We start from the raw sequence: 13,605 nt of genomic DNA on the forward strand, positions 1-13,605 counted from the left end.
CCCGCAACAAAAGGCGCTTGAATCACACATCGACCCTAATGGGAATCACTCGTGTGAATGCCGTAGCGCGAAGCGGGAGAAGGGTTTGCCGCGCCTACCTCAGCTCACGAGCACCCCGTCGTCCCCCCGCACGTATCGCACTTCAGGCACGTCCCGTTGCGCACCATCGTAAAGTTGCCGCACTCAGGACACGCCTCGCCGACGTACCCTTTCATCCGCGCTTGCGCGCGCTTGTCGGCCTCGCTCTCGCGCGCGGTCGGCGCCGGGGCGGCGAAGGCGACGCCGCCGAGCGTCGCGGGCGCCTCATCCACGTAGCTCGCGACATCGCCCTTCAGCGCCGTCGCGCCTTGCGTCGCATAGCCATAGGCCCCTGCCCCGCCATGGCCTTGCACGACAGCGGCTTCCCCGCCGGCGCCGCCTTGCACCAGCATCAGCTTGTCCGTCTTCGAGCGCACCAGACCTCTGGAGACGACAGAGGCGCGGGGGGCGGCGCCTTCGGGCGCCTTGCTTTGGTCGACGCCGCCGCCAAGCGCGTCATGGGCGAGGTCTTCGGGGACGACATGGGCGAGGTCGTTGCGGCCGAGGTACGAGATCGCGAGTTCCCGGAAGACATAATCGAGAATCGAGGTCGCGTTCTTGATCGCGTCATTGCCCTGCACGAGGCCGGCCGGCTCGAAGCGCGTGAAGGTGAAGGCCTCGACATATTCCTCGAGCGGCACGCCGTACTGAAGCCCGAGCGAAATCGCAATCGCGAAATTGTTCATCAACGAGCGGAAGGCGGCGCCTTCCTTGTGCATGTCGATGAAGATTTCGCCAAGGCGCCCATCTTCATATTCGCCAGTGTGCAGATAGACCTTGTGGCCGCCGACGGTGGCCTTCTGGATGTAGCTCTTGCGGCGGTTGGGCAGGCGCTCGCGCTCGCGCTGGCGCTCGACGCGCTCGATGATGCGCTCGACGATTCGCTCCGCCACCGCCGCCGCGCGGGCCGGCGTATTGGCGGCGACGATCGCCTCGACGGCGTCGATATCCTCCTCGTCGTCGTTCTCGATGAGTTGCGAGTTCAGCGGCTGCGACAGTTTCGAGCCGTCGCGATAGAGCGCATTGGCTTTGAGGCCAAGGCGCCAGGACAGCATATAGGCGTCCTTGCAATCCTCGACGCCCGCGTCATTGGGCATGTTGATCGTCTTGGAGATCGCGCCCGAAATGAACGGCTGCGAGGCCGCCATCATGCGGATGTGGCTCGCCACCGAGAGATAGCGCTTGCCGGTGCGTCCGCACGGATTGGCGCAATCGAACACGCTATAATGTTCGGCCTTCAGATGCGGCGCGCCTTCCACCGTCATCGCGCCGCAGACATGGATATTGGCGGCGTCGATCTCTTGCTTGGAATAGCCGAGCGTTGAGAGCAGGTCGAAGCCCGGCTCCTCGATTTTTTCGGCGGGGATTTTCAGCGCGCCGGTGAGGAAATCGGCGCCGAGCGTCCATTTGTTGAAGACGAAGCGCAGGTCGAAGGCGCCGGCGAGCGCGGCATCGACTTTCGCCAGCGCGGCGGCGTCAAAACCCTTGGCGCGCAAAGTCGCGTGGTTGATGCCCGGCGCCTGGCCGAGCGAGGCATGGCCGACGGCATAGGCCTCGATCTCGGCGATATGAGACTCGTGGTAACCGAGCGCGCGCAAGGCCTCAGGGACGGCGCGGTTGATGATCTTGAAATAACCGCCGCCCGCCAGCTTCTTGTGCTTGACCAGAGCGAAATCGGGCTCGATGCCGGTGGTGTCGCAATCCATCACGAGGCCGATCGTGCCGGTGGGCGCGACGACCGAGACCTGCGCATTGCGATAGCCGTGCTGCTCGCCCTGAGCGAGCGCCTCGCGCCAGACGCGGCGCGACGCTTCGGACAGACCAACCCAGGCGATTCCCGCCTTTTCGAGCGAGGAATGATCGAGCGGCGTCGGCGCGACCGCGAGCGCTTCATAGCCGGCGGCCTCGCCGTCGGCGGCGCGCGCGTGGTTGCGGATGACGCGCAACATCTGCGCGGCGTTGGGCTTGTGGCCGGGGAAGGCGCCAAGTTCGGCGGCCATTTCGGCCGAGGCGGCATAAGCGCCGCCGGTCATGATGGCGGAAAGCGCGCCGCAGATCGCGCGGCCCTCTTCGCTGTCATAGGCGATGCCGCAGGACATCAGGAGGCCGCCGATATTGGCGAAGCCGAGGCCGAGCGTGCGGTAATCGTAAGAATTGCGCGCGATTTCCTTGGAGGGGAACTGCGCCATCGTCACCGAGATTTCGAGCACGATCGTCCACAGCCGCACGGCATGTTCATACGAGCCGACATCGAACGTGCGCGTGTCGGGGTCGCGGAACTGCAGCAGGTTCAGCGAAGCCAGATTGCAGGCGGTGTCGTCGAGGAACATATATTCCGAGCACGGATTGCTCGCGCGGATTGGGCCGGAAGCCGGGCAAGTATGCCAGTCGTTGATCGTCGTGTGATATTGCAGGCCGGGATCGGCGGAGGCCCAGGCGGCATAGCCGATCTTTTCCCACAGGTCTTTTGCTTTCAGGGTCTTGTGGATCTTGCCGTCGAGCCGGCGCGTCAGGTTCCAGTCGCTGTCCGCCTCCACCGCCTGCAGGAAGCCGTCGGTGACGCGCACCGAATTGTTGGAATTCTGGCCCGCGACGGTCAGGTACGCCTCCGAATCCCAATCGGTATCGTAAATGTCGAAATCGAGATTCGTATAGCCCTGCTTGGCGAACTGGATGATGCGCTTGATCATGCCATCGGGCACGTCATTGCGGCGCGCGGCTTTCACTTCGCGTTTCAGCGCGGGGTTCATCTCGACCGTGAAGCAATCGTCGCCCGAGCCCTCGCAATTGACGCAGGCTTTGAGAATTGCTTTCAGATGGCGCTTGACGATCTTGGAGCCGGTGACGAGGGCGGCGACTTTCTGCTCCTCCTTCACCTTCCAGTCGATATAGGCCTCGATATCGGGGTGATCGACATCGACCACGACCATTTTGGCGGCGCGCCGCGTCGTGCCCCCCGACTTGATCGCGCCCGCCGCGCGGTCGCCGATCTTGAGGAAGGACATCAGGCCGCTGGAGCGCCCGCCGCCCGAAAGCTTCTCATTCTCGCCGCGCAACGCCGAGAAATTCGAGCCGGTGCCCGAGCCATATTTGAACAGGCGCGCCTCGCGCACCCACAGATCCATAATGCCGCCCTCGTTGACGAGATCGTCGGCGACCGACTGGATGAAACAGGCATGCGGCTGCGGGTGCTCGTAGGAGGACTTCGACTTGGTCAGCTTGCCCGTTTCGAAGTCGACGTAATAATGGCCCTGCCCCGGCCCATCGATTCCATAGGCCCAGTGCAGGCCGGTGTTGAACCATTGCGGGGAATTGGGCGCCGCCATCTGGCGCGCCAGCATGAAGCGCATTTCGTCATAGAAAGCCTGCGCGTCTTCTTCCGTCTTGAAATATTTGCCCTTCCAACCCCAATAGGTCCAGGCGCCGGCGAGCCGGTCGAACACTTGTTGCGCCGAAGTCTCCGAGCCGTAGCGCTCCGCCTTGGGCAGCAGGTCAAGCGCCGCCTCGTCGGGGATCGAGCGCCACAGGAACGAGGGCACGGAATTTTCTTCGACGCGCTTCAGCCGCGCCGGGATTCCCGCCTTGCGGAAATATTTCTGGGCGAGCACGTCGGCCGCCACCTGGCTCCAGCTCGCGGGCACCTCGATATTGTCGAGGGAGAACACGATCGAGCCGTCCGGATTGCGGATCTCGCTCTTCGTCTTCTGAAATTCGATCAAGGCATAGGGTGAAACATTGGCCTTGGTGTAGCGCCGCTCGATCCGCATCTCTTCATTCCCAGTTTGGCGGACGCAAGTCCGCTATGACCGCAATGCGGCCCCCCGATTTCCAGATATGACCTGTCTAGACATGCTCAAGCCGCATGCGGCGGCCACCCGTTCCCGCAGCTCTTCAAGCGGAGGAAAGATTACGCCTTTGTGACGAAATCGTCAATCCCTTGTGGCGACAATATCGTCTGACACAAGATATTGTGGACGAAAATGTATAACACGGAATTAACGCTCGGCTCAGGTTGACAGGATCGGACGAGTCGGCTCGCCAGCGCAAGCCCGAAATTTTGTTGCCCACGATTCCTCGCCCCGGCGCACGGCGCGCGGCGAATTGCGCGCTGGACAGCCTCGCCGCGCCTCGTCATAGTCCCGCGCGAAACGATGAAACGCCCTGGGAATAGACCCATGAAACAATTCTTTTTGCGGTTCTTCACCTGGTGGAGCGGGGCGACGCTGAACACGTTGTTTTATACGCGCCGCCATGGCGAATTGGTCGGCCAGGACGAATTCGGCAATCAATATTATATGACGCGCGGCGGCGCGGTCGACCCGGCGCTTGGATTCGTGCGGCGCTGGGTGATTTACAACGGCCAGTCGGAGGCCTCGATGACGCCGCCCGGCTGGAATGGCTGGCTGCATCACACCGTCGACACGCCTCCGACCAAGGAAGATTATCGCCCCCGCGACTGGCAGCTTCCACATCTGGGCAATCGCACGGGAACGCCGTTCGCCTATCGTCCGGCCGGCTCGACGATGAACACCGGCGAGCACGAGCCCTCTGAGGGCGATTATCACGCCTGGACGCCGGGCGGCTGAGGGGCGGCTCCAGACCCTCGCGCGCCTTCATTTGGCCCCGCTTTGTCCAGATAGAGGCGCGTGCTATGGGGCGCGGGGTTCAGTGGCGGCGAGTTCGAATCAAACAATGAACGCGAAAACGCGCGGCCGCGCCGCCTCAATCGTCCTGGGCGCCCTGCTCGCCGCTTTGCCGCTCGCAATCGGTTCCGCCCGAGCCGACAAGATCAAGCATCCGACCGCCGTTTTCGAAGGCCTCGACAAGATCACCGGGCGAATCATTTCGTTCGAGGCGGCGATCGACGAAACCGTGCAATTCGGTTCGCTGCAGATCACGCCGCGCGTCTGCTATACGCGGCCGCCGACCGAAGCGCCGCGGACGGATGTCTTTGTCGAAGTCGACGAAGTCACCGAGAAAAAAACCTACGACCGCATTTTCAGCGGCTGGATGTTCGCGGCGAGCCCCGGCCTGCACGGCATCGAGCATCCGGTCTACGATATCTGGCTGACCGACTGCAAAGGCGGAACGCAGATCATCCACGAAGCGCCCGAAGTCGCCGACGCGCCCGATTCGGCGCCGACCGACGCCGATCCGGCCAATGCGTCGACCGATCCCAAGATCGCGCCTGCTCCCGCTCCCGCGCCCAAAAAGCGCAAGCCGCCGCCCAAACCGATCGACTCGGTCCTGCCGCCGAGCCCGCTCGATCTTAACAATGCCCCGCCGATCGCGCCTTCGCAGCGCGGCGGCATCATCCGGCGCTTCTTCCCGACCGACGACCCGCCGATTCCGCCGGGCAATGTGGGGCAGTGAGCGGGCTTACGCCTAGACGCGTTGGTCATGTTCTGGGGGCGATCTTCACATCGCCGAATATGACGCCCCGCGTCATCGGGCGCGCCAGGAATTCGTGAGGAAAGCCGAGACTGATCGCGCTCGCAGCGTCGAGACGCGCACGCTGATCGTCGGTCATCGCCACTTCAAGCGCGCCAAGATTGTCCTCAAGCTGCGCCAATGTCCTGGCTCCCATGATCGGTGACGCAACCGCCGGATTGAGGAGCGTCCAGGCGAGCGCCACCTGCGAGGGCGTCCTGCCGGTCTCCGCCGCCACCGCTTTGACCACCTCGGCGATCGCGAGTCCCCGCTCGCTCAGCCCGCCATTGGCGGCGGCGATATTCTTGCGCGTGCCAACGGCGTCGGCGCTTCCCCCGCCATGGTCGAGATCGGCCTTACTGTATTTGCCGGCCAGCACGCCGCTCGCCAGCGGCGACCACGGAATCACGCCGAGGCCCATTTCGCGCGCCATCGGGATGAGATCGCGCTCCACCGTGCGCTCGATCAGGCTGTATTCGACCTGCAAGGCGATAAGCGGCGACCAGCCGCGCAGGTCGGCGATCGCCTGCATGCGCGAGACCTGCCAGGCCGGCGTATCGGAAATGCCGATATAGACGACTTTGCCGGCGCGCACGAGATCGTCCATCGCGCGCAGCACCTCCTCGACCGGCGTCGTGAAGTCCCAGGCGTGGAGATAGAGAAGATCAATGTAGTCGGTCTTGAGCCGATCGAGGCTTGCCTCGACGGAGCGCACCATGCTCTTGCGGTGATTGCCGCCGGAATTCGGATCGCCGGGCCGTGAGGTCAGCGTGTATTTGGTGGCGATGACCAATCGCTCTCGCCGGTCGCCCGTAAATTCGCCGATGAAGCGCTCCGACGTTCCGTTCGTATAATGATTGGCCGTGTCGATGAAGTTGCCGCCGCGATCGACATAGGCGTCGAAAATGCGGCGCGCTTCGCGCGCGTCCGAACCCCAGCCCCAGTCCATGCCGAACGTCATGGCGCCGAGCGCCAGCGGCGAAACCCGAAGGCCCGAACGACCCAGAAGGCGGTAAGCGTTCAGGGAAAGTGCGTTGTTCATGGAACCATCTCCTGCGGTTGACGCCACCAAGATGGCCTTCTGGCATTCTTTCCTCAATCCGATATGATCTGCATAAGCTATTTAGAAACGAGTACAGAATGCGCGGCAGCGACTATGCCGAGATGCGGGCCTTCGCCGCCATTATCGAATATGGCGGCTTCGCCCGCGCCGCCTCTCATCTGGGCGTCTCGCCTTCGGCGCTGAGTCAGACCATCCGCGGCCTGGAGGAGCGGCTTGGCGTCCGGTTGCTCAATCGGACCACCCGCAGCGTGGCGCCGAGCGAGGCGGGGGCGAGATTTCTCTCACGTCTCCTTCCCGCACTCGCCGATCTCGATTCGGCCATCGCCGACGTAAGCACGTTACGCGACGCGCCGTCGGGCTCTCTTCGCATCAACGCGCCGCGCATCGCGGCCGTTCATTATCTCGCGCCGCTGATCGGCCCGTTCCTTGAGGCCTATCCCGACATTACGCTCGACATTGTCGCCGACGACAGGCTGGTCGACATCGTTGCGAGCCGTTTCGACGCGGGCGTCAGGCTGGGCGAAATGGTGGAGAAGGACATGGTCGCCGTAAAATTTGGCGGCGACAGGGAAATGATGGTCGTCGCCGCGCCCGCCTATCTCGATCGCTTGGGCGCGCCCGAAACGCCGCGCGACCTGCGGCGCCACCGCTGCATCAATTTGCGCTGGCCGACCGATCTCAGCCTCTATCGCTGGGAGTTCGAGCGCGACGGGGAGAAGCTAGAGGCAATGGTGGAGGGCCCCCTCATCGTCAACGAGCCGGACGTCGCAATCCAAGCCGTCCTTGACGGCGTCGGCGTCGCCTATCTCTTCGACCATCAGGTCCGGCCCCTGATCGCGGCCGGGAAGTTGACGCATCTCCTCAAAGAATGGTCGCCGGCCTTTCCGGGTTTCTATCTCTACTATCCCAGCCGGCGCCAAATGCTCCCGGCGCTGCGCGCCTTCATAGATTTTATCAGCCGACCCTCCGGAAAAGAGCTGACGAACAGAATCAGGTCGAACAGTCTCATGCCTGTTCCGGCCCATAGGGCGGACGCGGAATAGCGGCATGGGCGGCGCGCAGCGCCGCCGACCAGCGCTCGCGCAAATCGCGAAAGTAGGGATCGGACGCCTCGATGCGCGCATCGACCTCAAAGGCGTGTGTATCGCGCCGCACCAAGGCGATGTCGATCGGCAGGCCGACGCTGAGATTGGATTTCAGCGTCGAATCCATCGAGATCAGGCCGATCTTCAGCGCGTCATAGAGATCCGTCTTATAATTGACGGCGCGATCGAGGATCGGCTTGCCATATTTATGCTCGCCGAGTTGCAGGAACGGCGCATCGGGCGAGCATTCGATGAAATTGCCGGCGGAATAGACCATGAAGAGACGCGGCCGCTCCTTGCCGATCTGGCCGCCGATCAGAAACGTCACCTGAAACGCGACGCTCTCCTGCTGATAGGCGTCGGTGTCGATGCGCCGGACCTGACGCGCCGCCCGGCCGACAAGCTGGGCGACCGCATACATATTGGGGGCCTGGTCGATCGTCGTCACGCCGGGGGCTTCCGGCCCGGGCGCTTCATGGTTCTCCACACCCTCGGTGAGAAGGTTGATGACATTTTGCGTCGCCGAAAGATTGCCCGCGGTTGCGATGGCGATCGCATGGCGCCCCTCGCCATGAAACAGATGCAGCTTGCGATAGGTCGAAATGTCGTCAAGCCCCGCATTGGTGCGGGTGTCGGCGATCATGACCAGTCCGTCGGCCACGAGAATCCCACAGCAATAAGTCATCCGATTCGCTCCCGCCGCGCACGTTAGCCGGATGAGGCGCCCGCGGAAACAGACGCATAGCATTTATGTGTATGGATCCCGCGACGGCGAAGGCCGTCTGGATTCAATCGCTCCCACGACGATATTGCGAGGGCGCCTGCCCGACCATCGTCTTGAAGTCGCGCGCAAAATGGGCCTGGTCGAAATAGCCGAGCTCCTGCGCGAAGCGGGTGAGATCGAGGGTTTCGGCGCCGGCAAGGCGAAAAGCCGCCTCATGCAGGCGAGAGCGGCGGATCGCCCATTTTGGCGAGACCCCGACATAGTCGCTGAACAGGCGCTGGAGCGCGCGCGGGCTGAGATTGAAGGCGACGGCAAGCTGGTCAATCCTGGTGATGTCCCGATCGGCGTCGATCCTGGAGACGATCCGATTGACGAGATCGGCGTTCGCGTCGGATTCGGGGATATTGCGCCGCAAGATCGCCTCGGCGGCGGCGACCATGCCTTCGTCGTCGGGCGCGGTGAGAACGCCTGTTTCGGCCTCCGCCCCATCGAGACCATAGATCGGGGCTAATGGCGTCGTCCGGTCGGTGATCGTGATCAGCGGCGCGCGCAGCAGGCCGCGAAATCCGCCGGGCAGGAATCTCACGCCGAGCACCCTGCCCCGATTTTCCTGGCGATACTCAAAGGCGCCGCGCATCACGCCGAAAATCGCGGTGCGCCCGGCGTCGAAAACCAGATTGACGTTGGGATAGGGAAGCGTGCGCTGGAGATGAGGCGGCTGACCGCATAGATCCCACGCCACAATCCAGTAATGTTCGATAAATCCCGCCAGGTCCTGACCGGGGAGATAGCGCGCCAGCCGGAATTTCTGTTTCGCCAAAGCCGGGTCCAGGACGCCCTTGGGTTCGGCGGCGACAGTGCGCAAATTCGTTTCCGACGCCGGTTCGATGGGCATGAATCAATCGCCTCTCGCGTCGCGTTTTTCCAAGGCGGGCAGCCAACAGCGCTCTATAGGCCTCCCGAGCGGTTCGCGGTACGCTTCTTCTCCCAGCCGCGTCAGGAGACGAGCCAGCATGCTTTCAAACGACCCGATCATTCTGTTCCATTCGCCGCAGTCGCGCTCGGCGGCGACAAGAACCCTGCTCGAAGAACTCGGCGCGCCTTATAGACTTCGCATCCTCAACATGAAAATGGGCGAGCAACGTCAAGCGCCCTATCTCGCGATCAATCCGCTCGGCAAAGTGCCCGCGATCCATCATCGCGGCGCGCTCGTCACCGAACAGGTGGCGATTTTTCTCTATCTCGCGGACCTGTTCCCGGAAATGGGCCTGACGCCTGCGCTAAACGATCCCCGGCGCGGGCCCTACCTGCGTTGGATGGTCTATTACGCCGCCTGTTACGAACCCGCCCTTGTCGACCGCGCCATGAAGCGCGAGCAAGCCCCGCTCGCCATGTCGCCCTATGGCGCCTTCGACACGATGCACGACGCTATCACAGGGCAATTGTCGAAATCGGCTTATTTCCTTGGCGAGGATATCACGGCTGTCGACATTCTATGGGGCCTCGCGTTGAAATGGGGCGCGATGTTCGGCATCCTGCCGGCAAACGCCATCGTCGCCGATTATGTGAAACGGGTGACCGCGCGACCGGCCTTCGCCAAGGTGGAGGCGATGGACGCCGAACTCGCCCTTGGGCACGAGGCGGAAAAAGCGCGCGCGGCGGCCGCTGCCCAAGAGGTCGCCCAGCGATAAAAAGCTGACGCTTGATACCCGCTAGGAAATGGCCTGAGTCGACCCGAGACGGTTATGGGCCAGGGCCGAGGCGTCACCCGAAACTAGGCGTTCAGTCTTGGGCTGTCGGTCGGATGACAATGCTGCCGACGTCGACATCGGCTGGCTGCTCAATCGCGTAGGCGACGCCGCGAGCAATCGAAGACGGTGGGATTGCAACATTGGAGACGCGTTCCCCAATCGCCGCCTTCACTGCGGGATCGGTTATCGAGCTTGCAAAGTTGGTCGAGATCATTCCCGGCGAAATCTCGGTGACCCTCAGATGCGGTCCCGCTTCCTGCCTCAACGCTTCGCTAATGGTCCGCACCGCGTTTTTGGTCGCGGCATAAACACCCATGGTTGGAAGGATTTTAATTCCCGCAGTCGAGACGATATTGATGACGTGGCCCGATTGTTGAAGCTTGAAGACGGGCAACGCGGCAGCGATGCCATACAGTGCGCCACGCAGATTGACGTCGATCATGGCGTCCCAGTCCTCTACGCGCAGCGCATCGAAACGGGATATGGGCCCAATCCCGGCATTGTTCACAATGACGTCGAGTCTGCCGCCACGCTCAATCGCCAGTTCGACGAGCGCTTCAAGATCGCTCCGGTGGCGGACATCGGTCACCTTGTACACGGCCTTACCGCCTGCAGCGGTAATCTCGTCCACGATCGCCGCGAGCGCTTCCTCGTTGCGAGCCCCTAACACGACAAAAGCCCCGCGTTCCGCGAGCAGTTTCGCCGTCGCGCGGCCGATCCCGCTGCTTGCGCCCGTGATGGCGACGACCTTGCCTTCGATGCCCAATGCGATTCTCCTTCATCGAAGAAGATGTGCGCTTGGCTCAAGATTAGCTATGCTAGGACGTCTATGGATTTGTCGCGATCGTCTAAAGCCATGACTGACCCGCTATCGGATGTCCTCAACGTTCTTGGCGCAAGGGTGACCCGCCGCACCCGGCTGGAGGCCGCAGGACGATGGGCGCTCACATTTCCAGCTCTCGACCGGCTTAAGTTCGTGGCGCTGCTGCGGGGAACCGGCTGGATGATGCTGCCGGGGCGCCCCCCGCGGCTCATGAGCGCAGGGGATGTCTGCCTACTCGGACGCACGACCTATGCGATAGCCAGCGACCCGGCGCTACCGCCCCTCGATGGCCAAACCTTCTACGGCGCGCCCGGCTGCAATTCGGCGCGCCTCGGAGGCGACGATGCGGTTGCGATCGGGGGAACCATCGCGTTCGCCCCAGGGAACGCGGACTTCCTGCTCGGCATGCTGCCCGATTTCCTGTTCATTCCCCGATCCTCGGCCGCATCTGGAGCGATGGCGACGATCCTTGAGCTCATGAATGGCGAGGTCGGGCGGGACATCATCGGTAGCGAAATCGTAAGCGCCCGGCTCGCTGACGTTTTGCTGGTGGAGGCGATCCGCGCCTATGCGGGAAGCGCTGAGCAGATCGAGATCGGGTGGCTTGGCGCTCTGTCAGATGCCCGGCTCGGTCGGGTGCTTCGCGTCATTCACGGAGGCATCGCGCAGCCGTGGACGGTGGCCCATCTCGCTGGCGTGGCCGGCATGTCGCGGGCCGCCTTTTCTGCGGAGTTCACGCGCCGAGTAGGACAACCGCCGCTCGCCTACGTGCGGGCATGGCGTCTCACCATTGCTCGTGCGGCGCTGGCGCGTGGCGATGAGACTGTCGCCGGCATAGCGAGCAAGGTTGGCTATACCTCGCAGAGTGCATTCGGCCACGCTTTCAGGCGCGCCTTCGGCTCACCTCCAAAAGCTGATGCTCGATCGTGAAGAGCGGCGGCTCGCGAGCCCATGATCCCGGAAGCCCGGGATCAAACAACGAGTGATGAAGAGCTGACGCCTGATACGGGCTGGGAAATGGCTGGAGTCCACCCGGCGTCGACATTCACGCGGTCTCAGCGGCGCTCAAACCGGACCTCTTTCGATAACGGGAGAGGGACGATGAGGCTGGACTGCGGCGGCCGGTTGCGAAGGAACTTTCGCCGCCTCCAAATACGAGCGGCACATGAAGATGAGCTGCTGTTGGACGCCGCATGCCCACGGCTTCGGCAAGCTGCGATCAAACAGGCTCCGGACGGTCCCAAAAAGCGAAGTGAGGAGCGTGAGGTTGACGATCGTGAGATCGGCGAATTTGGCGTCCGGGGCGCTGGCGAACATCGTGGAGGTCGCGAGTTCAACGCGCTTGGAAAAAGCCTCGACCAAGGGCGTGGTGTCGACTTCCGCGGCAACCAGGTAGAGGGCGCGGGTCACTTTGCATCGCACGATCTTTGCGCGCCAATAGGCCTCCACGAGCGCTTCGGCCATCTGGCCAACCCGCGCGCCATGCTGCTCCCGGCACACTTGTTCCACGCTGGCCGCCACGATGTCGAAATAGCGCTCAGTCACCGCGTAAAGCAGCGCCTGCTTGTTGGGGAAATACTGATACATCGTGCCAACGGAGGCGCCGGCTCTTGCCGCCACGCGCGTCGTGGTCAGCCGAGCAGGTCCCACCGCGACTAGAACCTGAATGGTTGCCTCCAGAATGGCTTCCAATGTCGCGGTTGCACGCGCCTGGCGCGGCGTTTTCCGGGCGGTCAGGCGAACTTGAGCGGTCGAAGCCATAAGCGAATCCCGTAGCTGAAGGATCGTTCATATATTTAGCGTGGGGACACAAACCAACCCACGGAGTTTATATGACCGGCACTCATCGCATCGCGCTCGTCACCGGCGCAAACAAGGGCATCGGATTGGAGATCGCGCGCCAACTCGCGCAGGCCGGCGTCTTCGTCATCATCGGCGCCAGAGACGCCGAACGGGGCAAGGCTGCGGTCAAGGATCTTTCATCGCAGGGGCTCGACGCCTCGTTTGTTCATCTCGACCTCCTCGATGAAGCGAGCATAGCCGCCGCTGCCGCCACGATCTCGGAGGAACACGGCCGCCTCGACATTCTCGTCAACAACGCCGGCATCGTGGATTGGGATGACGGCGTTCCGAGCCGCGCCTCGCTGCAAGCCGTCCGTCGCGTAGTCGAAACCAACTTCTTCGGCGCCCTGGCGGTGACGCAGGCCATGCTGCCGCTGCTGCGAAAATCGACGGCGGCACGGATCGTGAACCTGTCCAGCGCTTTGGCGTCGCTGGCTGGGAACGGCGATCCGACGTCCTCTTATTATTCGGCGCAACTGATCGGCTACAACGCCTCAAAGGCGGCGCTCAACATGCTGACCGTCCAACTCAGCGAAGAACTCCGCGGCACCCCGCACATCGTGAACTCGGTGAGCCCAGGATATGTGAAGACGGACCTCACCGGGGGCAACGGTTTCTTGACTCCAGAACAAGGAGCGAAGACGCCAGTCAAATTCGCGTTGCTCGGAGATGATGTTGTTTCCGGCCGATCCGTTTATGCGGACGGCGAAATCGCGTGGTGACAGCCTGAACGGCCGGAGAACACGCATAAGGCGGGGCGGCTTTCCAGCTTCGACAGCGGAAAGCCGTCAGTCCGGAATCCACCCCCA

General features: G+C 62.9%; 12 protein-coding genes. 6 read left to right on the plus strand and 6 right to left on the minus strand.

The window, feature by feature from the left end; genetic code table 11:
• Positions 1 to 104: 104 nt before the first annotated feature.
• Positions 105 to 3,845 carry a vitamin B12-dependent ribonucleotide reductase gene (locus tag GSQ90_RS02520; protein WP_158812997.1) on the minus strand — a complete coding sequence of 1,247 codons (3,741 nt, stop codon included), beginning with the start codon at positions 3,843 to 3,845 and terminating at the stop codon, positions 105 to 107.
• Positions 3,846 to 4,253: 408 nt separating this feature from the next.
• On the opposite strand from GSQ90_RS02520, the gene GSQ90_RS02525 reads away from it, so the two are divergent.
• A complete protein-coding gene (locus GSQ90_RS02525; protein ID WP_158812999.1) occupies positions 4,254 to 4,664 on the plus strand; it encodes an NADH:ubiquinone oxidoreductase subunit NDUFA12 in 411 nt (136 codons plus the stop codon).
• Between the two features lie 106 nt (positions 4,665 to 4,770).
• On the plus strand, positions 4,771 to 5,451 hold the full coding sequence (locus GSQ90_RS02530) for a DUF2155 domain-containing protein (protein WP_158813001.1): 681 nt from the start codon (positions 4,771 to 4,773) through the stop codon (positions 5,449 to 5,451).
• 25 nt (positions 5,452 to 5,476) lie between these two features.
• On the opposite strand, the gene GSQ90_RS02535 is transcribed toward GSQ90_RS02530, so the two are convergent.
• Entirely contained in the window at positions 5,477 to 6,550 is a 1,074-nt protein-coding gene (locus tag GSQ90_RS02535) for an aldo/keto reductase (protein WP_158813003.1), read from the minus strand.
• Between the two features lie 98 nt (positions 6,551 to 6,648).
• Between GSQ90_RS02535 and GSQ90_RS02540 the strand changes: the two genes are divergently transcribed.
• Positions 6,649 to 7,614: a LysR family transcriptional regulator gene (locus tag GSQ90_RS02540; protein ID WP_158813005.1), complete on the plus strand. Its 966-nt coding sequence runs from the start codon at positions 6,649 to 6,651 to the stop codon at positions 7,612 to 7,614.
• Here the strand turns inward: GSQ90_RS02540 and GSQ90_RS02545 are convergent.
• The gene (locus GSQ90_RS02545) at positions 7,577 to 8,341 is read right to left on the minus strand and encodes a peptidase (RefSeq protein WP_158813007.1); all 765 of its coding nucleotides are present in this window, start codon (positions 8,339 to 8,341) and stop codon (positions 7,577 to 7,579) included. The genes GSQ90_RS02540 and GSQ90_RS02545 overlap by 38 nt on opposite strands.
• 103 nt (positions 8,342 to 8,444) lie before the next feature.
• Positions 8,445 to 9,275, minus strand: coding sequence for a helix-turn-helix domain-containing protein (locus tag GSQ90_RS02550; protein ID WP_158813009.1), 831 nt, complete (start codon positions 9,273 to 9,275; stop codon positions 8,445 to 8,447).
• Positions 9,276 to 9,393: 118 nt separating this feature from the next.
• Here GSQ90_RS02550 and GSQ90_RS02555 point away from each other — a divergent pair, with 118 nt between their 5' ends.
• Positions 9,394 to 10,071 carry a glutathione S-transferase family protein gene (locus GSQ90_RS02555; RefSeq protein ID WP_158813011.1) on the plus strand — a complete coding sequence of 226 codons (678 nt, stop codon included), beginning with the start codon at positions 9,394 to 9,396 and terminating at the stop codon, positions 10,069 to 10,071.
• Positions 10,072 to 10,162: 91 nt separating this feature from the next.
• Here GSQ90_RS02555 and GSQ90_RS02560 read toward each other — a convergent pair whose 3' ends face one another.
• Positions 10,163 to 10,897, minus strand: coding sequence for an SDR family oxidoreductase (locus GSQ90_RS02560; RefSeq protein WP_158813012.1), 735 nt, complete (start codon positions 10,895 to 10,897; stop codon positions 10,163 to 10,165).
• A 90-nt stretch (positions 10,898 to 10,987) separates the two neighbouring features.
• Between GSQ90_RS02560 and GSQ90_RS02565 the strand changes: the two genes are divergently transcribed.
• The gene (locus GSQ90_RS02565; protein WP_246731386.1) at positions 10,988 to 11,884 is read left to right on the plus strand and encodes an AraC family transcriptional regulator; all 897 of its coding nucleotides are present in this window, start codon (positions 10,988 to 10,990) and stop codon (positions 11,882 to 11,884) included.
• Positions 11,885 to 12,019: 135 nt separating this feature from the next.
• On the opposite strand, the gene GSQ90_RS02570 is transcribed toward GSQ90_RS02565, so the two are convergent.
• Entirely contained in the window at positions 12,020 to 12,715 is a 696-nt protein-coding gene (locus tag GSQ90_RS02570; protein WP_158813016.1) for a TetR/AcrR family transcriptional regulator, read from the minus strand.
• 71 nt (positions 12,716 to 12,786) lie between these two features.
• Here GSQ90_RS02570 and GSQ90_RS02575 point away from each other — a divergent pair, with 71 nt between their 5' ends.
• Complete coding sequence (locus GSQ90_RS02575) at positions 12,787 to 13,518, plus strand: SDR family oxidoreductase (RefSeq protein WP_158813018.1); 732 nt, start codon at positions 12,787 to 12,789, stop codon at positions 13,516 to 13,518.
• The last annotated feature ends 87 nt before the right edge of the window (positions 13,519 to 13,605 follow it).

The organism is Methylocapsa sp. S129 (assembly GCF_009765995.1).
In the GTDB taxonomy this organism is placed as follows: domain Bacteria; phylum Pseudomonadota; class Alphaproteobacteria; order Rhizobiales; family Beijerinckiaceae; genus Roseiarcus.